At 67.2% G+C, this 19606-nt stretch carries 21 protein-coding genes and 1 tRNA gene; 15 read left to right on the forward strand and 7 right to left on the reverse strand.

Features of this window, described 5'->3' with window-relative positions; translation table 11 throughout:
* The first annotated feature begins 2 nt into the window (after positions 1-2).
* Positions 3-78, forward strand: a tRNA-Arg gene (locus NUW50_RS08430).
* Between the two features lie 41 nt (positions 79-119).
* On the opposite strand, the gene NUW50_RS08435 is transcribed toward NUW50_RS08430, so the two are convergent.
* Both NUW50_RS08435 and NUW50_RS08440 read right to left on the reverse strand, forming a co-directional pair.
* Entirely contained in the window at positions 120-824 is a 705-nt protein-coding gene (locus tag NUW50_RS08435) for a winged helix-turn-helix domain-containing protein (protein ID WP_258288654.1), read from the reverse strand.
* Positions 796-1101, reverse strand: coding sequence for a hypothetical protein (locus NUW50_RS08440; RefSeq protein ID WP_258288655.1), 306 nt, complete (start codon positions 1099-1101; stop codon positions 796-798). Before NUW50_RS08440 ends, NUW50_RS08435 begins: the two co-directional genes overlap by 29 nt.
* A 183-nt stretch (positions 1102-1284) precedes the next feature.
* Here NUW50_RS08440 and NUW50_RS08445 point away from each other — a divergent pair, with 183 nt between their 5' ends.
* The 4 genes from NUW50_RS08445 (at position 1285) to NUW50_RS08460 (ending at position 5026) form a co-directional block, all read left to right on the forward strand.
* The gene (locus tag NUW50_RS08445) at positions 1285-1767 is read left to right on the forward strand and encodes a hypothetical protein (RefSeq protein ID WP_258288656.1); all 483 of its coding nucleotides are present in this window, start codon (positions 1285-1287) and stop codon (positions 1765-1767) included.
* A 128-nt stretch (positions 1768-1895) separates the two neighbouring features.
* Positions 1896-2543 carry a ribonuclease HII gene (locus NUW50_RS08450; protein ID WP_258288657.1) on the forward strand — a complete coding sequence of 216 codons (648 nt, stop codon included), beginning with the start codon at positions 1896-1898 and terminating at the stop codon, positions 2541-2543.
* Between the two features lie 88 nt (positions 2544-2631).
* Positions 2632-3732 (forward strand): site-specific DNA-methyltransferase, encoded by a 1101-nt coding sequence (locus tag NUW50_RS08455; protein WP_258288658.1) that lies wholly within the window; start codon positions 2632-2634, stop codon positions 3730-3732.
* Between the two features lie 178 nt (positions 3733-3910).
* Complete coding sequence (locus NUW50_RS08460) at positions 3911-5026, forward strand: class I SAM-dependent methyltransferase (RefSeq protein ID WP_258288659.1); 1116 nt, start codon at positions 3911-3913, stop codon at positions 5024-5026.
* Here NUW50_RS08460 and NUW50_RS08465 read toward each other — a convergent pair.
* Positions 5023-6165 (reverse strand): alkane 1-monooxygenase, encoded by a 1143-nt coding sequence (locus tag NUW50_RS08465; RefSeq protein ID WP_258288660.1) that lies wholly within the window; start codon positions 6163-6165, stop codon positions 5023-5025. The two genes, NUW50_RS08460 and NUW50_RS08465, sit on opposite strands and share 4 nt — an antisense overlap.
* A gap of 51 nt (positions 6166-6216) precedes the next feature.
* Positions 6217-7269: an A/G-specific adenine glycosylase gene (mutY, locus tag NUW50_RS08470; RefSeq protein WP_258288661.1), complete on the reverse strand. Its 1053-nt coding sequence runs from the start codon at positions 7267-7269 to the stop codon at positions 6217-6219.
* A 138-nt stretch (positions 7270-7407) separates the two neighbouring features.
* Between mutY and NUW50_RS08475 the strand changes: the two genes are divergently transcribed.
* Genes NUW50_RS08475 through NUW50_RS08485 form a run of 3 tightly spaced genes read left to right on the forward strand, consistent with a single transcriptional unit; the run spans position 7408 to position 9733 of the window.
* Complete coding sequence (locus tag NUW50_RS08475; RefSeq protein WP_443135100.1) at positions 7408-7914, forward strand: DUF721 domain-containing protein; 507 nt, start codon at positions 7408-7410, stop codon at positions 7912-7914.
* A complete protein-coding gene (locus NUW50_RS08480; protein ID WP_258288663.1) occupies positions 7911-8579 on the forward strand; it encodes a DsbA family protein in 669 nt (222 codons plus the stop codon). Before NUW50_RS08475 ends, NUW50_RS08480 begins: the two co-directional genes overlap by 4 nt.
* Positions 8580-8587: 8 nt before the next feature.
* Positions 8588-9733 carry a CaiB/BaiF CoA transferase family protein gene (locus NUW50_RS08485; protein ID WP_258288664.1) on the forward strand — a complete coding sequence of 382 codons (1146 nt, stop codon included), beginning with the start codon at positions 8588-8590 and terminating at the stop codon, positions 9731-9733.
* A gap of 10 nt (positions 9734-9743) precedes the next feature.
* Here the strand turns inward: NUW50_RS08485 and NUW50_RS08490 are convergent, their stop codons facing one another.
* Positions 9744-11090, reverse strand: coding sequence for a UDP-glucose dehydrogenase family protein (locus NUW50_RS08490; protein WP_258288665.1), 1347 nt, complete (start codon positions 11088-11090; stop codon positions 9744-9746).
* Between the two features lie 206 nt (positions 11091-11296).
* On the opposite strand from NUW50_RS08490, the gene NUW50_RS08495 reads away from it, so the two are divergent.
* The 3 genes from NUW50_RS08495 to lpxK are packed head-to-tail and all read left to right on the forward strand — an operon-like array spanning position 11297 to position 13830.
* Positions 11297-11542, forward strand: a complete 246-nt coding sequence (locus tag NUW50_RS08495) for a DUF4170 domain-containing protein (protein WP_258288666.1) — start codon at positions 11297-11299, stop codon at positions 11540-11542.
* A gap of 18 nt (positions 11543-11560) precedes the next feature.
* Positions 11561-12838, forward strand: a complete 1278-nt coding sequence (locus NUW50_RS08500) for a 3-deoxy-D-manno-octulosonic acid transferase (protein WP_258288667.1) — start codon at positions 11561-11563, stop codon at positions 12836-12838.
* A complete protein-coding gene (gene lpxK / locus NUW50_RS08505; protein ID WP_258288668.1) occupies positions 12838-13830 on the forward strand; it encodes a tetraacyldisaccharide 4'-kinase in 993 nt (330 codons plus the stop codon). Before NUW50_RS08500 ends, lpxK begins: the two co-directional genes overlap by 1 nt.
* Positions 13831-13845: 15 nt before the next feature.
* Here the strand turns inward: lpxK and fzlA are convergent, their stop codons facing one another.
* Positions 13846-14511 (reverse strand): FtsZ-binding protein FzlA, encoded by a 666-nt coding sequence (gene fzlA, locus NUW50_RS08510; protein ID WP_258288669.1) that lies wholly within the window; start codon positions 14509-14511, stop codon positions 13846-13848.
* 46 nt (positions 14512-14557) lie between these two features.
* On the reverse strand, positions 14558-15310 hold the full coding sequence (gene mtgA / locus NUW50_RS08515; RefSeq protein ID WP_258288670.1) for a monofunctional biosynthetic peptidoglycan transglycosylase: 753 nt from the start codon (positions 15308-15310) through the stop codon (positions 14558-14560).
* Positions 15311-15440: 130 nt separating this feature from the next.
* On the opposite strand from mtgA, the gene NUW50_RS08520 reads away from it, so the two are divergent.
* The 4 genes from NUW50_RS08520 (at position 15441) to NUW50_RS08535 (ending at position 19581) form a co-directional block, all read left to right on the forward strand.
* Entirely contained in the window at positions 15441-15941 is a 501-nt protein-coding gene (locus NUW50_RS08520; RefSeq protein ID WP_258288671.1) for a GAF domain-containing protein, read from the forward strand.
* 78 nt (positions 15942-16019) lie between these two features.
* Positions 16020-16688: a Crp/Fnr family transcriptional regulator gene (locus NUW50_RS08525; protein WP_258288672.1), complete on the forward strand. Its 669-nt coding sequence runs from the start codon at positions 16020-16022 to the stop codon at positions 16686-16688.
* A gap of 148 nt (positions 16689-16836) precedes the next feature.
* On the forward strand, positions 16837-17721 hold the full coding sequence (locus tag NUW50_RS08530; RefSeq protein WP_258288673.1) for an MBL fold metallo-hydrolase: 885 nt from the start codon (positions 16837-16839) through the stop codon (positions 17719-17721).
* A 108-nt stretch (positions 17722-17829) separates the two neighbouring features.
* A complete protein-coding gene (locus NUW50_RS08535; RefSeq protein ID WP_258288674.1) occupies positions 17830-19581 on the forward strand; it encodes a SulP family inorganic anion transporter in 1752 nt (583 codons plus the stop codon).
* Positions 19582-19606: the final 25 nt, after the last annotated feature.

Raw genomic sequence — 19606 nt, forward strand, 5'->3', positions numbered from 1 at the left:
GCAGCTCCGTAGCTCAGGGGATAGAGCGACCGCCTCCTAAGCGGTAGGTCGCAGGTTCGAATCCTGCCGGGGCTGCCAGCGAACCCGGGCGCGCGGCCCGGATCGGCCGGAGATGGCCCCTAGATCATCCGGATCACCGACTTGTCGATGGCCAGCATGTAGCCCTTGCGGGCGATGTTCTTGACCAGAAGCTCGCTGACCAGCTGGTTGCCCAGGGAATCGCGCAGCCGCTTGATCCGGGTCGCCCCGGCCGCCTCGTCGCAATCGGCGGAAGGCCGGCCCGAGATGACGCCCTCGATCTCGGCGCCGGACAGGACATCCTCGTCCATCCGCGCCTCGGCCAGGACCGCCAGCGTCTCGATCGCCGCCGGGGTCAGGCTGAATTCCATGTTGTTGATATAGACCGTGTTCTGGTCGCGGCTGATCAGCAGCGAATTGACCTGGATGCCCTGCTTCTCGATCTCGCCCATCTGCCGGTTCAGCGCGATGATCGTGACCAGGAACACCAGCGAGGCGATCATCAGCCCGGTGGCAAAGACCATCAGCACGAAGATCACCATCCGGTAGCTGGTCAGGACCTCGGCAAAGGTGGTGCCGGACTGGGCAAGGATTTCCAGCAGCTTGAGCTGCTCGGTCGTGGTCAGCGCGTCGTTCTCGACGAAGATCCGTTCGACCCGCGCATTGAAGGCATTGGCATCGGGCAGCGACAGGAACAGCAGCAGCCCGCCCACAAGCAGGATGCCGACCACGGCGACGATGCCCCAGACAACGATCCGGTTGCCGGACTTCAGCGCTTCAGTAGCGGAGGTAATAGGCCCCGGCACTCTCTCTCCTCTGGTCCAGACCTTCGGGACCGAAGATGGACAGAACGTTCAGCAATTGCCAGCCGTCGCGCGAAATTCGCGCCGAAACCTCGGCACTGGCCTGCCGGATGCTGCCGCAGGCCGAATCGGGGAGCTGGATGACTCCGTATTGCAGGCGCAGCGGATCGTCCTGCTTGGCCTTGTAGTCGGCATAGCAGTCGGCCCGGGCCGGGGCGGCCAGCAGGGCCAGCAGGGCCAGCGGCGCGAGGGAACGGAAGAGGCGGGGGTGCGTGTTCATGATGCATCCGATCCTGCGCAGAACCGCGCGGTTATTCAATATCCGGCGGGGTTTGCGGCGCTGTTATCGGATAGCGGCGCGGCGATATTGCTTGGCTTGAACGGCCGGGGCGAGTGTTGGGCATCACCAATCGCGACCCGGTCGCAACCATGACACTTCACCCCGACCCGAAAGGACCAACCGATGAAAAAGCCCCTGATCGCCACCGTCCTCGCCGCCTCGCTGGCGCTGAGCTCGATCTCGACCCCGGCCATGGCCGACCGTGCCGAAACCCAGCGTGCGATCGTCGGCATAGCCGCCCTGGCCATCATCGCCGGCGCTCTCGCCAACAGCAGCAGCAAGAAGAAAGGCAATGTCGTCGTCACCCGCAATCCGCCGCCGGCCTACGATTCGGGCCGGGACCGGAACAAGGGCCATCACGACAAATGGGACGACCGCAAGCACAACGACCGCCGTTCCCTGCCCGCTGCCTGCGCCTTTGACATCCGCACCCGCGACGGCCGCTCGGTCGTGCTGGGCAAGGCCTGTCTGCAGAAGCGCTATGACAATGCCCGCAAGTTGCCGAGAAGCTGCGAATTCCCGGTCCGCACCCGCAACGGGGTCCGCGATGTCTATGGGTCGCAGTGCCTGGAGATGAACGGCTACCGGATCGAGGCGCGCCGCTGAGAGCGCGGCCGAGCAGGGGCGCCGTTGCCCCGAGGCGGCGCCATCCGGGCCGGAAGCCTTTGCTTCCGACCCGTCCCGTTTTGCCGCAGGGGCTTGCACCCTGCCCCGCACTGGGCTTGGTTGCACCGATGCAAGACCCCGTCCCCCCTGGCCCCGACTTCACGCGCGAAACCGCCCTGCTGGCGCAGGGGATGACCCGGATTGCCGGGGTCGACGAGGTCGGGCGCGGCCCGCTGGCCGGGCCGGTGCTGGCGGCGGCGGTGATCCTGGACCCGCGCCGGATTCCGCCGGGGCTCGACGATTCAAAGAAACTGACCGAGAAGCGGCGCGAGGCCCTGCTGCCCGAGATCATGGCCTGCGCCCGTGTCGGCATCGGGCAGGCCTCGGTCGAGGAAATCGACCGGCTGAACATCCTGCGCGCCTCGCATCTCGCGATGTGCCGGGCGATCGAGGCGCTGCCCGAACCGCCGGAGCACTGCCTGATCGACGGCAACCTCCTGCCACGCGGGCTGACCCTGCCGGCCGAACCCGTGGTGAAGGGCGATGCGCGGTCGCTCAGCATCGCCGCGGCCTCGGTGGTGGCCAAGGTGACACGCGACCGGATCATGGTGGATTTGGCGCAACAGCATCCGGGCTATGGCTGGGAGAAGAACAAGGGCTATGGTGCACGGCTGCATCTATCGGCGCTGCAAAGCCTAGGCGTAACCCCACATCATCGTCGTTCCTTTCGACCCGTGCACAACATCTTGTATCAAGAAAAATCCGTAACACGCTGATTCAAAAAAGAAATTGACCCCGAATCGGTTGTGACTCATCCTCTGTCCCAACAAGCGCCCACCAAAGTGGCGCGGGGACAGAGGCAGCATGACGACACGACCGAAAGCCAAGGCCGCTCCGGCCTTGCCACTGAATACCATCCTGTCCGGCGATTGCGTCGAGGCAATGAATGCGTTGCCCGAAGGCAGCGTCGACCTGATCTTTGCCGATCCGCCCTATAACCTGCAGTTGCGCGGCGACCTGCACCGGCCCGACAACAGCCGGGTGGATGCGGTGGACGATGACTGGGACCAGTTCGGTTCCTTCGCGCTCTACGACAAGTTCACCCGGGCCTGGCTGAAGGCCGCGCGACGGCTGCTGAAGCCGGATGGCGCGCTTTGGGTGATCGGCAGCTATCACAACATCTTCCGGGTCGGCGCGGCGCTTCAGGATCAGGGGTTCTGGGTGCTGAACGACGTGGTCTGGCGCAAGTCGAACCCGATGCCGAATTTCCGTGGCAAGCGCTTCACCAATGCGCATGAGACGCTGATCTGGGCCTCGAAGTCGGAAGACAGCAAATATACCTTCAACTACGAGGCGCTGAAGGCGCTGAACGAAGATGTTCAGATGCGCTCGGACTGGGTGATTCCGCTCTGCACCGGGCATGAGCGGCTGAAGGACGAGAGCGGCGCCAAGGCGCATCCGACCCAGAAGCCCGAAGCCCTGCTGCACCGGGTTCTGGTCGGCACGACCAACCCCGGCGACGTGGTGCTGGACCCGTTCTTCGGCACCGGCACCACCGGCGCGGTGGCCAAGATGCTGGGCCGCAATTTCATCGGGATCGAACGCGAAGCCTCCTATCGCAAGGCCGCCGAGAAGCGGCTGGCACGGGTGCGCAAGTTCGACAGCGATGCGCTTGCGGTGACCACCTCGAAACGCGCCGAGCCGCGGGTGCCCTTCGGCACCCTGGTCGAGCGCGGGATGCTGCGCCCGGGCGAGACGCTGGTCTCGCCGCGCGGCGTGGCTGCCAAGGTCCGGGCCGACGGGACATTGATCTCGGGCGAGGCGCGCGGCTCGATCCACCAGGTCGGCGCGGCGCTGGAAGGCGCACCTTCCTGCAACGGCTGGACCTATTGGAGCTATCGCCGCGAAGGGGTGACGGTGCCGATCGACCTCCTGCGCCAGCAGGTCCGCTCGGAGATGAACTGAGCCCCGGCCTGACCGCCCCGATTTTCCGAACACAGTTACCGCCAGTGCCAGTGGTCTGACTCCACCGGCACAGCCTTGCCCCGCCGTGTCCGCACGGTGGGGCCTTTTTCGTCCGGGTGGCCAGGGTCCGGTATTCGGGACTAGGGCAATTGGGGCCGCCTGCCGTTAGGCTGCCAGGATGGCCGGACAGGTTCAAGACATAGGCCGGACCCGGGCCGAAGTGATCGGGGTCGAGACCGCCCTGCAGGCGCAGAGCGCCGCCCTGGCGGAACACCTGCATCGCCGGGCGCCGCCGGTGGAGCGGGCCGGCGTCAGCCTCGCCCTGTCGCAACTGGGCGGGCAGGTGGCGCAGCTTGACCTTGCACTGCGGCATCTGGGCGCCGCGCTGCACGGTGCCCATGCCGCCCCCGATCACCGCGACGGGCTGCTGGTCTGGCGCAGCGGCGAGGAACGCCGGCGGCTCTGGCCCCGGCTCCGGCGGCTGGTGGATCACGTCGGCGGCAAGCGCCGAAAGCCCCGCCAATCGCTGTTTCAGCGCCTGGCCCCGGACCATCCCCTGGCGGTGCGGGAACGCCTGATGGAAACGCTCTATGAGGGTCTGCACAGGCATATGCGGCCCCCGGACCCGCGCGGCCTTGCCAAACTCGGCTATCATCCGGACATCCCGCTGCCGCTGTCGGCGCTGCTTCCCCTGTTGCAGGCGGCCCGGCGGATCACACTGGCGCAGGGCCGTGCCGGGCCGCTGTCCTTTCTGGATGTCGGTTCGGGCCTGGGCACCGTCATGTTGGCGGCGCTGCCGCTGTTTCACTCGGTCACCGGGCTGGAACTGGGTGCGGCCAGCCTGCGGGCGGCGCGGAGCCTGCTGGCCGGGGAGCCTGCCGCACGGCTGCTGCAGGGCGATGCGCTCGCCTTCGAGGGCTATGACAGGTTCGACGTGATCCACTATTTCCAGCCGATCCGCGACGAAGCACTGATGCGACGGCTGGAAGCGCGGGTGGCGCGCCTGGCCCGGCCGGGAACGCTGATCCTGGCGCCGGGAGCGCTGACCGTCGGCGCTGGCGAAGGCAGCGGGATGGTGCCGGTGGACGGCGCCATCCATATCGCCGGAACCAGCCGCGGGGCGGCGCAGAGACTGCGGGTCGCGGCGGAATGGATCGGCACGGCGCTGCCGCAGCTGGTGCCGGATGCCGATGCCGCGCGGCTGGGCTGGATGTTCCCGCTGGTGGCACGCTGTCGCCAGATGGGCTTTGACCTCGACCGGCCGCAGGCCCGCTGGCCGGCCCGGCGCGATTAGCGCGGCAGCGGGTTGGTGCCCGTCTTGTAGGGCGTCCAGTCCTCGATCTCGGGATAGAACTGCCTGCGCCAGGCCCGCACCCTGGGGTTCATCACCCGGCGCCAGAGCGGCGGCACAAGGGCGGCCATGGTCATCACCGGATAGCCGAAGGGCAGCTGCGGCGCCTCCTCTGCGGCATAGGTCTGCAACAGCGGAAAACGCCGGTCGGGGCGGAAGTGATGGTCGGAATGGCGTTGCAGGTTGATCAGCAACCAGTTCGAAGCCTTGTGATCGGCATTCCACGAATGGCGCGGCAGGACGTGGTCGTATCTGCCCTCGCCCAGATGCTTCCGCGTCAGGCCGTAATGCTCGATGTAATTGGTCAGCTCCAGCTGCCACACCGCCGAGAAGGCCTGCACCAGGAACAGGCCCAGGCCGATCCAGCCGCCCAGCGTCAGGGCCAGCGCCAGCATTGCCAGTTGCAGAACCGCATAGCGCCAGAACGGATTCGCCGGGTGCCAGGCCGGTCGCCCGCGCCGGGCCAGCATCGCCGCCTCGGCCCGCCAGGCCGAAGCCGGGCACTGCCGCAGCACGCGGAAGAAGAAGCGGTGGAAGCCTTCGTTGTACAGGGCGGTCACCGGGTCGCGCGGGGTGCCGACATAGCGATGATGGACCAGCAGATGTTCCGAGCGGAAATGCGAATAGAGCACCGAGGCCAGCAGCAGCTCCCCCAGCCAGCGTTCCAGCCGGGTCGGCTGGTGCAGCAGCTCATGCGCATAGACGATGCCGATAGTGCCCGAGATCACCCCGACCCCGGCGAAGAGGGCCAGCTTCTCCCATCCGGCCAGATGGGTCGAATGCGCCACCCAGTAGATCAGGCCGAAGACGGTGACGAACTGGACCGGGAACCAGATCAGGGTGATCAGGCGATAGAGGAACAGGTCCGACTCGTCGGTGGCGATGTCGGGGTTGTCATGGTTCTGGCCCAGGATCGCATCGAGCACCGAGAACAGCGACCAGGCGCCCAGCGGCGGCAGCAGCAGCGCCCAGCCGCCAAAGGCGGCGGCCAGCAGCACCAGCGGCACCATCGCCAGCGACAGCCAGAACGGCAGGGCGTTGCGGGGCAGCGCGATCTCTGCGCTGGATATGATCCGGCCCATGGTTTTCCTCGTCGCCCCCGAGATCCAACTATAGCCGATCCGGGCCCGGTCTCAATCGGGCTGATGTGCCGTCGCCAGGTCATAGGCCTTGCGCATCAGTGTTGGCAGCGCCGCCGGGCGGAAGTCCTGATGCCGCACAAAGCGGCCCCGGCTCGGTTCCACACCCACCGGGGCATCGGCCAGGCGCAGGGCCAGACGCAGATGGAAATGGGTGAAGGTATGGCGCACCTCGAGTCCCGGGTCCCGCCAGCTTGCGGCCAGCGGCGGGGATTCCGGCGGCAAGGTCTCGGTCCAGTCCGACGAGGGCCAGGCCAGCATTCCGCCCAGAAGCCCCTTGTCGGGCCGGGTTTCCAGCAGCCATGCGCCATCGCTGCGGCGGGCCAGGTAGACATAGCCCATCCGCACCGGCCTGGGCCGCTTCGGCAGCTTGCGAGGCAGATCGGCGGCGATGCCCCGGGCACGGGCCATGCAGGCGGCGCTCAACGGGCACAGGCCGCAGGCCGGATTACGCGGGGTGCAGATCGTGGCGCCGAGGTCCATCATCGCCTGGGCGTGGTCTCCGGGCCGGCGTTGCGGAGTCAGGCGGGTGGCCAGCGCGTGCAGCTCGGGCTTGGCGGTCGGCAGCGGGGTCTGCACCGCGAAGAGCCGCGCCACCACCCGTTCGACATTGCCGTCGAGCACCGTCTCGGGCCGGTCGAAAGCAATCGCCGAGACCGCCGCGGCCGTGTAGGGACCGATCCCCGGAAGCGCCTGAAGTCCCTTCATAGTGTCTGGAAATGCGCCCATCGCGGCCACGGCCCGGGCACATTTCAGCAGGTTTCGGGCGCGGGCGTAGTAGCCGAGACCGGCCCATTCGGCCATCACCTCGGCATCTTCCGCCGCTGCAAGCGCCTGCACCGTCGGCCACAGGCTGGTGAAGCGCCGGAAATACTTCCCGACCGCCGCCACCGTGGTCTGTTGCAGCATGATCTCGGACAGCCAGACCCGGTAGGGATCGGGTCTTTGCCCCGCCCCGCGCTCGGCGGGACCGACCCGCCAGGGCAGCCTGCGGGCATGCGCATCGTACCACTCCAGCAGCGCCGCGCCGATCTCCAGGTCACGCAATCTTTATTCCCCACCCAGCCTTGCCTATGGTGCAGCCACGCCGCGCGCCTAGAATAGGCGGCGAACAGGCAAAGGCCAGCGATGACACCCCGGACCCCGTCCCAACCACCGCGCAGGAATTTCGGCCAGGGCCGCCGGATGAAGGGATTCGAGCGGGCCGCGGGGCTGCTGCAGAAGCGGATCAGCGCCGCCGGAGAAAGCCGGGGCTTCGCGGTGTCGAAGGTCCTGACCCATTGGGACGAGATCGCCGGGCCCGAGATGGCGGCACTGACCCGTCCGGTGAAGATCGGCTATGCCAGCCACGGGCTGGGGGCGACGCTGACGGTTCTGTGCTCGGGCGCCAATGCGCCGATGATCGAGATGCAGAAAGAGACGCTGCGCCAGCGGGTCAACGCCTGCTATGGCTACAACGCGGTGGCCAGGATCGCCCTGACCCAGACCGCGCCGCAGGGCTTTGCCGAGGCGCAGGCCCTGTTCCAGGGGCGCCCCGCCTCGACCGCGCAACGCAACACACCCGACCCCGAGACCGAGGCGCTGGCGCGCGAGGCCTCTGCCCCGATCCGGGACGAAGCCCTGCGTGCAGCGCTTGAAGACATGGGCCGAACCATATTATCCCGGCCGAAACCGAAAGGACCGACCCGATGAATCGCAGAGCTCTTCTTGGCGCCGTTGGCGTCGCCGCAATTGCCGGCGGCGGCTGGTATTTCAGCCGCGCCAAGCCGGGACAGACCAATTTCGATCTGTCGGCCTCGGCCGAGGATGCGGCGGACATCGACACCTCGATGATCCCGGAAATGACGCTGGGCAATCCCGACGCCAAGGTCACGGTCACCGAATATGCCAGCTTCACCTGCCCGCATTGCCGCGACTTCCATGACCTGGTGTTCAAGAAACTGCGCAAGAACTACATCGACACCGGCAAGATCCACTTCATCTACCGCGAGGTGTATTTCGACCGCTTCGGCCTCTGGGGCGCGATGCTCGCGCGATGCGGCGGCGGGCTGCGGTATTTCGGGATTGCCGATATCCTTTACGACACCCAGACCGAGTGGCTGGCCGGCGGCGATCCGGCAAAGATCGCGGCCAATCTGAAGAAGATCGGGCTTCAGGCCGGGATGACGTCCGAGGAGATCGACACCTGCATGAACGATGCCGACGGCGCCCGGGCGCTGGTGGCGCTCTACCAGAAGAACGCGGCGGCGGACGGGATCGACTCGACCCCGAGCTTCCTGATCAACGGCAAGAAATACTCGAACATGGCCTATGACGAGTTCTCCAAGCTGATCGACGCCGAACTGGCCAAGAGCTGACGTCAGGCATGGCTACAACTCTGGAAGGACTGAAGGTCGTCGAACTGGCGCGGATTCTGGCCGGGCCCTGGTGTGGCCAGATGCTGGCCGATCTGGGCGCCGAGGTCATCAAGGTCGAGTCGCCGCAGGGCGATGACACGCGCCGCTGGGGCCCGCCCTTTGTCGAGCGTGAGGGCGACCGCTCGGCGGCCTATTTCCACGGCGCCAATCGCGGCAAGAAATCGGTCGCGGCGGATTTCCGCACCGAGGCCGGGCAGGCGCTGGTGCGGGCCCTGGCCGCCGAAGCCGATGTGCTGATCGAGAATTTCAAGCTCGGCGGGCTGAAGAAATACGGGCTGGACTACGAGAGCCTGCAAAAGGTCAATCCGCGGCTGATCTATTGCTCGATCACCGGCTTCGGGCAGGACGGTCCCTATGCACACCGGGCGGGCTACGATTACATCATCCAGGGCATGTCGGGGCTGATGTCGATCACCGGCGACCCGGACGGGCAGCCGCAGCGCTTTGGCGTGGCGGTCACCGATCTGGCGACCGGGATGTATGCCTCGACGGCGATCCTGGCGGCGCTGCATCAGCGGACCACCACCGGGCGCGGCCAGTGGATCGACATGGGGCTGCTGGATTCCGGGGTCGCGATCACCGCCAACCAGGCGATGAACTACCTTGTTTCCGGAAAGCCTCCGGTGCGGACCGGCAACTGGCATCCGAACCTGACGCCCTACCAGGTCTTTGCCTGCTCGGACGGGCACATCATCATCGCCACCGGCAACGACGGACAGTATCGCCGGCTCTGCGGGATACTCGGGCTGGACTGGATGGCCGAGGCTCCGGAGTTCCTGACCAACTCGGACCGGATCAAGCACCGTGACGAGATGACGAAGCTTCTGGCCGAGGCCACCGCCCGGATGGCGAAGAAAGAGCTGCTGGACGCCTGCGAGGCCCAGGGCATCCCGGCGGGGCCGATCAACGACATGGCCGAGGTCTTTGCCGACCCGCAGGTCCAGGCGCGCGGCATGCAGATGTCGCTGGACGGGGTGCCCTCGGTCCGGCCGCCGTTCCGGTTCTCCGAGGCGGAACTGGCCACCGGCCGGCCCTCGCCCAAGCCGGACGAACACGGGCCGGAGATCCGCAAGCGGCTGGGGCTGGAAGACTAGCCCCGCCGTTTCAGCCCGGCTTTGTCTCCGCCGCGGGCTCGGCCAGATAGTCCGACCGCCCGATCGACGCATAGGCCAGGAATCCGGCCCGCTTGGCATCCCGGGGCGCATAGATGTTGCGCAGGTCGGCCATCCGCGGGGCGGCGGCCTTGCGGGCCAGTTTCTTCAGGTCGAGCGCCCGGAACTCGTTCCACTCGGTCAGGATCACGATGCAGTCGCTGCCCTGTGCCGCCTTGTAGGCATCGGCCACCCAGTGGACCCCGGGCAGCAGCTCGGCGCCCTCGCGCTCGCCCTGCGGATCACAGGCCCGCACCTTGGCGCCGCCGCCGATCAGTGCCGGAACGATGGTGAGCGAAGGCGCGTCGCGCATGTCGTCGGTATCGGGTTTGAAGGTCACGCCCAGAACCGCGATGGTCTTGCCGTTGACCGAACCGCCGCAAAGGTCGAGGATCTTGTCGATCATCCGCCGCTTGATCCGGTCATTGACCTCGATCACCGACTCGGTGATCTGCATCGGCACCGCGTTGTCCTGGCCGATCCGCGCCAATGCCTTGGTATCCTTGGGGAAACAGGATCCGCCATAGCCAGGCCCGGCATGCAGGAACTTGTTGCCGATCCGTCCGTCCAGGCCCATGCCCTTCGACACATCCTTGATGTCCGCACCGACCTTTTCGCAGAGCGCCGCGATCTCGTTGATGAAGGTGATCTTGGTCGCCAGAAAGGCATTGGCGGCATATTTGATCATCTCGGCGGATTCGAGATCGGTGTAGACGATCGGGAATTCGCGCAGGAACAGGGGCCGGTAGATCGCGCCCATCACCTCGCGGGCGCGGTCCGACTGGCAGCCGACGACCACCCGGTCGGGCTTCATGAAATCGTCGATCGCGGCCCCTTCGCGCAGGAACTCGGGGTTCGAGGCGACATCGAACTCGGCTTCGGGCGCCGCCTTGCGGATGATCTGCTTGACCTGCCGGTTGGTCCCCACCGGAACGGTCGATTTCGTGACCACCACCGCATAGCCGGTAAGCGCACCGGCAATCTCTTCGGCCGCGGCGTAGACATAGGTGAGATCGGCATGGCCGTCGCCGCGCCGGGTCGGGGTGCCCACCGCGATGAACACGGCATCGGCCCCGGCGACCGCTTCCTTCAGATCGCCGGTGAAGGTCAGGCGGCCGGCCTCGACATTTCTGGCCATCAGCTCGTCAAGGCCCGGTTCGTAGATCGGCACCTGCCCGGCGTTCAGCGCCTCCAGCTTGCGCGGGTCCTTGTCGACACAGACCACCTCATGTCCGAAATTCGAGAAACAGACCCCCGAAACCAGGCCGACATAACCGGTGCCGATCATCGCAATCTTCATCAACCATTCCTTTCGCGGGCTGTCCGGCCCTCCGAATGCGGTATAGCCGATTTCATGTCAACGGCGCTGCCCTTGACCCTGCCACGCATTGCCCTAGGTTGGCGCCGCCCAACCGGGCGTCCGGTATGAAGCCGTGGCCCAGACACCGCCGCCGGACCCTGTTCACAGCCGCTCGACTGTTCAGCCAGATACCTTCGGAGACCCCCATGACCCAGCGCCTGCACCTTGTCTTTGGTGGCGAGCTTGCCGATCCTTCCACCAATGTGTTCCGCGACGTGTCCCAGATCCATGTGGTCGGGATCTTCCCGGACTATGCCAGCGCCTACAACGCCTGGAAGGCCGAATCGCATCGCACCGTGGACAATGCCCATATGCGCTACTTCATCGCCCACCTGCACCGGCTGCGCGACGAAGAGACCGCCGCCAGCCCAACCGAGGAACTGGGCAACTAGGCCCGATGACCCGCGGTAATGGCGATTTCAGGCTGGATCAGCCAATATCTTGATCGGCTGCTGGCGCGGCGCGAGCCGCCGGTGCCGGCACTGCAGGGCCGTACCGCCCTGCCGGCCGCGGCAGATGGCGAGCCGGCCCGGCGCCCCGGCACGCCGGTCTGGTTTCGCTGCGACGATGCCGGTTCGGTGCGTGGCCTGAGCGGGCTGGCGCAACGCCTGGATGCCGAGATGCCGGGGCTGTGGCCCCTGGTCACCCTGCCCCGCGATCCCTCGCCCGACGACAGCGCCGCAATCGCCGCGATGGATGTCGAACTGACCCCCTGCCCGCCCGAGGACCCTGTCGCCCTGTCCGGCTTTCTCGACCGCTGGCAGCCGGCGGCGGCGGTCCTGCTGGGCGACGTGCTGTTGCCCGCAACGGTCCAGGCGCTGCACCGACGCGGTCTGCCGGTGCTGGGCTGCGATATTCGCCTGTCGGGGGCCAGCTGGATGGAACGCTGGCCGTATCGGCCCCTGACCCGGCGCCACCTGGCCTGTTTCGACCATCTTCTGGCCGAGGACGCCGCCAATCTCGCCCGGTTGCGGAGCCTGGGCGCACCGCGCGGGAAAGCCGAGGTCGGGGGCGCTCTGCGGGCCGAGCTGCCGGTGCCGAGTGCCAATGAGGCCGAGCGGGTTTCCCTGTCGGAACTGCTGTCCTCGCGCCCGGTATGGTGCGCCTATGGCTTGCCGCTGGCAGAGGTCGAGGCGATTGCCGAGACGCAGGCGCTGGCGCTCGGCCGGTCGCACCGGCTGCTGCTGGTGATCGTGCCCGCCGATCCTCTGGACGGGCCGAAGATGCAGGCCTATCTGGAACGGGCCGGGCTTGCCTGCGGCCTGAGGTCGGCAGGGGACGAGCCGAACGAGGTTCTCTCGGCCTATGTGGCCGATCTGGGCGGCGAGTGGGGGCTGTGGCTGCGCCTGGCGCCGCTGGCCTTTGTCGGCGGCACATGGACCGCCGGGGCCGAATCGCGGTCCCCGCTGGAACTGGCGGCACTGGGCTCGGCCATCCTGCATGGTCCGGAAACCGCCGGCCATGCCACTGACCATGCCCGGCTGACGGCGGCGGGCGCGGCGCGGCAGGTCGTCGGCCCGGTCGAGCTGGCAACCGAAATCGAAACGCTTCTGGCCCCCGATCAGGCCGCAACCCTTGCCCATGCGGCCTGGGAGGTGTCCTCGGCGGGGGACGAGGCTGCGGGGCGGTTGCTGGAACATCTCACCCGGGCGCTGGACGGCGCACGCCCTGCCGGGGGAGAGACCTGATGCAACCGCCGCGATTCTGGCAGAATCCACCCGACGCACCCGGCTGGAAGGCCCGGGCCCTGGCGCCCCTGGCGGCGCTGACCGCTGCGGTGACCGCCCGGCGGGTTGCACGCCGGGCGGACGGATACCGGGCGCCGGTCCCGGTGATCTGTGTCGGCAATGTGCATCTGGGCGGTACCGGCAAGACCCCGGCGGTGATGGCCCTGGTCGAACGGCTGCTGGCGCGCGGGGTGAAGGTGCATGTCGTCTCGCGCGGTTATGGAGGGTCTGAAAAGGCGGTCCTGAGGGTCGATCCGGGCCGGCACGACGCCGCGCGGGTGGGAGACGAGCCGCTGATGCTGGCCGCTTTCGCCCCGGTCTGGGTGGCGCGCGACCGGGCCGCCGGGGTCCGGGCGGCGGTTGCGGCGGGAGCCGGGGCGGTGCTGCTGGATGACGGGTTCCAGAACCCCTCGGTGATCCAGGACGCGGCGATCCTGACCGTCGATGCCAGAGAGGGCTTCGGCAATGGCCGGGTGGCGCCCGCCGGGCCATTGCGCGAGCCGGTGGCAACGGCACTGCGCCGCGCCGATCTGGTGCTGACCCTGGGCGATGCCGAGGCGCAGGCGCGGTTCGATGCCCTCTGGTCGGTGGCGCCGCTGCCGCGGCTGGCGGCGGAGGCGAAGCCCTTGCAGACCGGAATGGACTGGCAGGGGCTGGCGGTCTTTGCCTTTGCCGGGATCGGCCGCCCGGGCAAGTTCTTTGACACGCTGCGCCGCCTGGGCGCCGATCTGCGCGGCACCGTGGCCCTGGATGACCATCAGCCGATCGGGGACGCCCTGCTGAAACGGATCGCGACCGAGGCCGGGGCCCTCGGGGCCGAACTCGTCACCACCGAGAAGGATGCAGTACGCCTGCCGCCCGAGTGGCGGGGCCGGATGCTGATCCTGCCGGTGCGGCTGGAACCGGTGGATTGGGCGCCGATCGACAGCCTGTTCGAGCGTCTGGGGCTCTGAGCCGCCGGCCTTGGCCTAGAAATCCAGGTCGGCGTAATGCGGCGGTGGCGGGAAACCGGGAACCTGATCCGCCAGCAGCGACCGGAAGGCCGGGCGCGACTTGATCTTGGCGTACCAGTCCTTGACGTTGGCGTTGCGGTTCCAGTCCACGTCGGAAATGTAATCCAGCGCCGACATATGCGCGGCGGCGGCAAAATCGGCCAGCGTCATCGTATCGCCCGCCAGCCAGCGCCGCTGATCCAGAAGCCAGCCCATGTAGTCGATATGGAACTTGATCGCCTTGGCGCCGGCCTTGACGTTGCCCGAATCCGGGTAGCCCTGGCCCATCACCTTCTTGTTGACCCGTTCATAGAGCAGCTTCGACGTCACCTCGTGGTGGAACTTGTCGTCGAACCAGTTCACCAGCCGCCGCACCTCGTAGCGCTCGCCGGCGCCGCGGGGCATCAGTGGCGGCTCGGGTTGCTTTTCCTCGATATACTCGCAGATCGGCGTGCTCTCGGCCATCATCCGGCCATCCATCCGGAGGATTGGCACCTTGCCGGCCGGGTTGCGGCGCAGGAAATCGGGATCCTGCTCCCAATAGCGTTCTTCGACCAGCTCGACCTCGATCTTCTTCTCGGCGAGCGAAAGCCGGACCTTGCGGCAGAAGGGTGACAACGGGACGTGGAAAAGGCGGATCATCTTGGCCCTCGGATTGGATCCTGTTTGCCCCGGTCCGCGTCGGGTTTCAACCGCCGAAGCAATCGGCGCGCCCGTCAATCCTGATGGTTTCGGCACCATCGCGGATCGATGCCGCCCGCTTGCGCAGTTTGGCGCTCGGTTTCGCGGCGGATCGGTGCTTGGGATTCGGCAGCACCGCCGCAAGACGCGCCGCCTGGTCCGCGGTGAGGTTCTTCGGCGTCACGCCGAAGGCATGCTGCGCGGCGGCGCCGATGCCGAATACGCCCTCGCCGAACTCGGCAATGTTCAGATAAACCTCGAGAATCCGGCGCTTGGACCAGAATGTCTCCATCACCGGGGTGATCATCGCCTCCAGCGCCTTGCGGGTCCAGCTGCGGCCGTGCCAGAGCCAGGCATTCTTGGCGACCTGCTGGCTGATCGTCGAAGCGCCACGATTGCCGCCGCCGTTGATCGCATCGCGGATCGCATCCATGTCGAAGCCCCAATGTTCGCAGAAATTGGCGTCTTCCGCGGCAACGGCCGAGCGGAGCATGACCTGTGCGATGTCATCGGCCGCCACCCAACGCATCTCGACCCCGCCGAGACGGCGACTCTCGGCGAAGATGTAGGGCGTGGTCGGCGGGTTTATGAAGCGGTAGAGCAGCACCGCCAGCACGATCACCACCATGCCGGCCAGCGCCAGCCGGAACGTCCAGCGCCACAGCCAGCGCAGGGGACGGAACCGTCGCGGCTGGCGCCTTTTCTTCCGGCCGGCCTTTTTCTTGCCGGCGCGCAGAGGGGGCTCTTCGGTCCTTGCCATGATCGCCAGCATTAGCCGCAGGCCGGTCCCGGATCATCCGAAAAACGCCGACCGGCCCGAACCGGCCGCGAGGGGTTGCAGCCATGCGTCGGCTGCGGGAATGCTGGCCCGGTCAACCGGAGGGGCCGACATGCCGCAGAGCGCTCGCGACCAGTTCACCGCCACGCTGGGCGAAGCGACCGGGGCGGCCGAAGTGTTCGGCGCCCTGCACCGGCTGGCCGCGGCCGAGATCGGGGTGCGGCTGTTCTCGGTCACTCTGATCGATACGGCGGCCGGGCTGGCCAGAAGGGTCTATACAAGCGATTCGGCGGCCTATCCGCTGTCGGGAACCAAGCCGCTGGTCGAAAACGGCTTTCTGGCCACGGTCCGGGCGGGGCGCATGTATCACGCCAATTCGCCGCGGGAGATGCGGGCGGATTTCCCCGATCTGGCGGCGATCGAGTCCCTGGGCTGCGGCGCCGTCATCAACCTGCCGGTGATGGTCGCGGCGCGTCTGGCGGCGACGGTGAACCTGCTGGACGCCGCCGGGCGTTATGATCCCGGCACCGCGCTGCGCGCCCGGCAATGCCTGGCCCTTCCGGCGTTGGCGGCGGTGCTGGCCGCCGAGCGGCTCGGGCCCGCCCGGCCCTGACACCGAGATTACGGTTTGCCCGCGGCATCCGGGAACGATACCCATGGATGTGAGCCAATCTGGCCAGCAGAGGATGCCATGACCGACAGCACCACCGCCGACTGGACGCAGCAGTTCCCCGGGCTCGCCGCCCTGCCTGCCGAGGTGCGCCAGGCCCTGCGCGAAGGTTCCCGCATCGTCACCGTGGCGGCGGGCACCCAGATCTTCGGCCCCGGCCAGAAGCCCGACCACCTGCTGATGCTGCTGGACGGCTCGGTCCGGGTTCAGCAACGCTCGGAGACCGGGCGCGAGGTTTTCCTCTACCGGATCAAGGCCGGGGAAAGCTGCGTGATGACCACCTCCTGCATGATGACGATGGAGGAATACTCCGCCGAGGGCATCGCCGAGACCGATTGCCGCGCCGTGGCGATCCCGCGCAAGCTGTTCGACGACCTGCTGGGCGAGGCTCCGGCCTTCCGCCAGTTCGTCTTCAACACCTATTCGCGGCGGATCGCCGACCTGTTCAAGCTGGTCGACGACATCGTTTCGCGCCGGGTCGACGTGCGGCTGGCGGCACGGCTGCTGGCGCTGGCCGAGAACGGACGGGTGACGGCGACACATCAGGTTCTGGCCAACGAGCTGGGGTCGGCCCGTGAAGTGATTTCGCGCATCCTGCAGGATTTCCACCGCCGCGGCTGGATCGAGCAGGCAAGGGGCGAGATCACCCTGACCGCCCCGGCTGCGCTGGACCGGCTGGCACGCTCCTGAGCGACCGGCTTGCCGGTCGGACAGTCTCGGTAACATAGTCACCGTGCCCGATGGGAGTGCTGTGCGACAAGAGGATAGCCGAGATCGGCCGCCCGGACGGGTCAGCACCCGTGCCTGCCGGTCCAACGTCAAGACGAAGGAGCATGAAATGTCTTATCCCGTTGATATGTCAGTGAAGCCCGAAGTCACCGCATTCTTCGACCCCGCCACCAATACGATCAGCTATGTGGTCAAGGATCCCGACTCCGCCTCATGCGCGGTGGTCGATTCGGTCATGGATATCGACTATGCCGCGGGACGGATCGCCTATGAGCACGCCGATCAGATCATCTCCTTCATCTCGAAGAAGGGCCTGAAGCTGGAATGGCTGATCGAAACCCATGTCCATGCCGACCACCTTTCGGCGGCGCCCTATATCCAGGACCGTCTGGGTGGCAAGCTGGGAATCGGGCGCAACATCACCGTGGTCCAGGACGTCTTTGGCAAGGTCTTCAACGAGGGCACCGAATTCCGCCGCGACGGCAGCCAGTTCGACCGGCTGTTTGATGATGGCGACACCTACAAGATCGGCGGCATGACCGCCTTTGCCATGCATACGCCGGGCCATACCCCGGCCTGCATGACGCATGTGGTCGGCGACGCGGCCTTTGTCGGAGACACCCTGTTCATGCCCGACGGCGGTTCGGCCCGGGCCGATTTCCCGGGTGGCGATGCCGGCGAGCTTTACGATTCGATCCAGAAGGTGCTTGCCCTGCCGGACGAGATGCGGCTGTTCATGTGCCACGACTACGGCCCGAACGGGCGCGACATCCAGTGGGAAACCTCGGTCGGAGAGGAAAAGAAGCACAACATCCATGTCGGCAACGGCACCACGCGCGAGGCTTTCATCAAGCTGCGGACCGAGCGGGACGCCAGCCTGGACATGCCGAAGCTGATCATTCCGTCGCTGCAGGTCAACATGCGCGGCGGCGAGTTGCCCGAGCCCGACGAGAGCGGCAAGCGTTTCCTGAAGGTGCCGCTGAACAGCCTCTAGGATCATGGCGCCCCGTTCCGTGCCGTCCGGCATCGCCCACCCTCTGCAGACCGCGCCCAGGATGTCCGGACATCGTGCCGGATATCGGGGCCACGAATGGATTGCGTCATGAAACGCTATTTCCCGATCCTCGAATGGGGCCGCCACTACAACCGCGATCAGGCCACCAGCGATCTTGTGGCGGCGGTGATCGTCACCGTGATGCTGATCCCGCAGTCGCTGGCCTATGCGCTGCTGGCCGGACTGCCGGCGCAGGTCGGGCTCTATGCCTCGATCGTGCCGCTGCTGGCCTATGCGGTCTTCGGCACCTCGCGGGCGCTGGCGGTCGGGCCGGTCGCGGTGGTCTCGCTGATGACCGCCGCGGCGATTGCCCGTCTGGGCCTGGACGATCCGGCGGCAGCGATGGCGGCGGCGATGGTGCTGGCCTTCCTGTCCGGGCTTGTGCTGCTTGCGATGGGGCTGTTCCGGCTGGGGTTTCTGGCCAATTTCCTGTCGCATCCGGTGGTGGCGGGCTTCATCACCGCCTCGGGCATCCTGATCGCCACCAGCCAGGCACGGCATATCCTGGGCCTGCCCGGCGGCGGCGAGAACCTGCTCGAGATGCTGGAGAACCTGTGGTCCGACCTGGACCGGACCAACCTGCCGACGCTGGCCATCGGGCTGCCGGCGCTGGTCTTCCTGTTCTGGGTCCGCAAGGGGCTGAAGCCGCTGCTGATCCGCTGGGGGCTGCGCGGCCGGGCGGCGGATATCGGCGCCAGGACCGGGCCGGTGCTGGCCATCATAGTCTCTACATTGGTGGTCTGGGGCCTCGATCTGGCCAATCACGGCGTTGCCATTGTCGGCACAGTGCCGCAGGGGCTGCCACCGCTGCGGCTGCCGGTCTTCGACCTGGGGCTCTGGTCCTCGCTGATCGTGCCGGCGGTGCTGATCTCGATCATCGGCTTTGTCGAATCGGTCTCGGTCGCGCAGACGCTGGCGGCCAAGCGGCGGCAGCGGATCGTGCCGGACCAGGAGCTGATCGGTCTGGGCGCGGCCAATATCGGTGCGGCGATTTCGGGCGGCTACCCGGTGACCGGGGGCTTTGCCCGCTCGGTCGTCAATTTCGATGCCGGGGCCGAGACACCGGCGGCGGGCGCCTTTACCGCCGTCGGCATCGCGCTGGCGACGCTGGCGCTGACCCCGCTGCTGTTCTTCCTGCCCAAGGCGGTGCTGGCGGCGACGATCATCGCGGCGGTCATGTCGCTGGTCGATCTGTCGATCCTGAGCCGCGCCTGGCGCTATTCCCATGCCGATTTCGCCGCCGTCGCGGCGACGATCCTGCTGACCCTCCTGATCGGGGTCGAAGCGGGGGTTTCCGCCGGGGTCGGCCTGTCGGTGCTGCTGCTGCTCTGGCGCACCTCGCGCCCGCATATCGCCGAGATCGGCTGCATCGAGGGCACCGAGCATTTTCGCAACATCAACCGGCATCAGGTGGTGACCCATCCCGAGATCCTGATGATCCGGGTCGATGAAAGCCTGTCCTTCGCCAATTCCCGCTATCTCGAGGACTACATCCTGGACCGGACCGCGGAGTCCAAGGGGCTGAAACACGTGGTGCTCATGTGCTCGGCGGTCAATGACATCGACCTGAGCGCGCTGGAAAGCCTCGAAGCGATCGACCGGCGACTGGTGGACATGGGCGCCAAGCTGCACCTGTCCGAGGTCAAGGGGCCGGTCACCGACAAGCTCTCGCGGACCCGGTTCCTGCAACATCTCTCGGGCCAGATGTTCCTGTCGCAATACGATGCCTGGCGCACCCTTCGCGGTGTCTGCGGTGCGCCGCTGAAGCCGGTGCCGGAGCCGAAAGCCGCTGCGGTTTGACCTGGCTCAACGCGGGCCGGGCCGG

Source organism: Frigidibacter sp. ROC022 (assembly GCF_024723735.1).
In the GTDB taxonomy this organism is placed as follows: domain Bacteria; phylum Pseudomonadota; class Alphaproteobacteria; order Rhodobacterales; family Rhodobacteraceae; genus SLM-1.

Bases quoted from the DNA above. Each gene is read 5' to 3' on its own strand.
- NUW50_RS08440 (WP_258288655.1), bottom strand. From the start codon at position 1,101: ATGAACACGCACCCCCGCCTCTTCCGTTCCCTCGCGCCGCTGGCCCTG.
- NUW50_RS08445 (WP_258288656.1), top strand. From the start codon at position 1,285: ATGAAAAAGCCCCTGATCGCCACCGTCCTCGCCGCCTCGCTGGCGCTG.
- NUW50_RS08450 (WP_258288657.1), top strand. From the start codon at position 1,896: ATGCAAGACCCCGTCCCCCCTGGCCCCGACTTCACGCGCGAAACCGCC.
- NUW50_RS08455 (WP_258288658.1), top strand. From the start codon at position 2,632: ATGACGACACGACCGAAAGCCAAGGCCGCTCCGGCCTTGCCACTGAAT.
- NUW50_RS08460 (WP_258288659.1), top strand. From the start codon at position 3,911: ATGGCCGGACAGGTTCAAGACATAGGCCGGACCCGGGCCGAAGTGATC.
- NUW50_RS08465 (WP_258288660.1), bottom strand. From the start codon at position 6,165: ATGGGCCGGATCATATCCAGCGCAGAGATCGCGCTGCCCCGCAACGCC.
- NUW50_RS08475 (WP_443135100.1), top strand. From the start codon at position 7,408: ATGAAGGGATTCGAGCGGGCCGCGGGGCTGCTGCAGAAGCGGATCAGC.
- NUW50_RS08480 (WP_258288663.1), top strand. From the start codon at position 7,911: ATGAATCGCAGAGCTCTTCTTGGCGCCGTTGGCGTCGCCGCAATTGCC.
- NUW50_RS08485 (WP_258288664.1), top strand. From the start codon at position 8,588: ATGGCTACAACTCTGGAAGGACTGAAGGTCGTCGAACTGGCGCGGATT.
- NUW50_RS08490 (WP_258288665.1), bottom strand. From the start codon at position 11,090: ATGAAGATTGCGATGATCGGCACCGGTTATGTCGGCCTGGTTTCGGGG.
- NUW50_RS08495 (WP_258288666.1), top strand. From the start codon at position 11,297: ATGACCCAGCGCCTGCACCTTGTCTTTGGTGGCGAGCTTGCCGATCCT.
- NUW50_RS08500 (WP_258288667.1), top strand. From the start codon at position 11,561: ATGGCGATTTCAGGCTGGATCAGCCAATATCTTGATCGGCTGCTGGCG.
- lpxK (WP_258288668.1), top strand. From the start codon at position 12,838: ATGCAACCGCCGCGATTCTGGCAGAATCCACCCGACGCACCCGGCTGG.
- fzlA (WP_258288669.1), bottom strand. From the start codon at position 14,511: ATGATCCGCCTTTTCCACGTCCCGTTGTCACCCTTCTGCCGCAAGGTC.
- mtgA (WP_258288670.1), bottom strand. From the start codon at position 15,310: ATGGCAAGGACCGAAGAGCCCCCTCTGCGCGCCGGCAAGAAAAAGGCC.
- NUW50_RS08520 (WP_258288671.1), top strand. From the start codon at position 15,441: ATGCCGCAGAGCGCTCGCGACCAGTTCACCGCCACGCTGGGCGAAGCG.
- NUW50_RS08525 (WP_258288672.1), top strand. From the start codon at position 16,020: ATGACCGACAGCACCACCGCCGACTGGACGCAGCAGTTCCCCGGGCTC.
- NUW50_RS08530 (WP_258288673.1), top strand. From the start codon at position 16,837: ATGTCTTATCCCGTTGATATGTCAGTGAAGCCCGAAGTCACCGCATTC.
- NUW50_RS08535 (WP_258288674.1), top strand. From the start codon at position 17,830: ATGAAACGCTATTTCCCGATCCTCGAATGGGGCCGCCACTACAACCGC.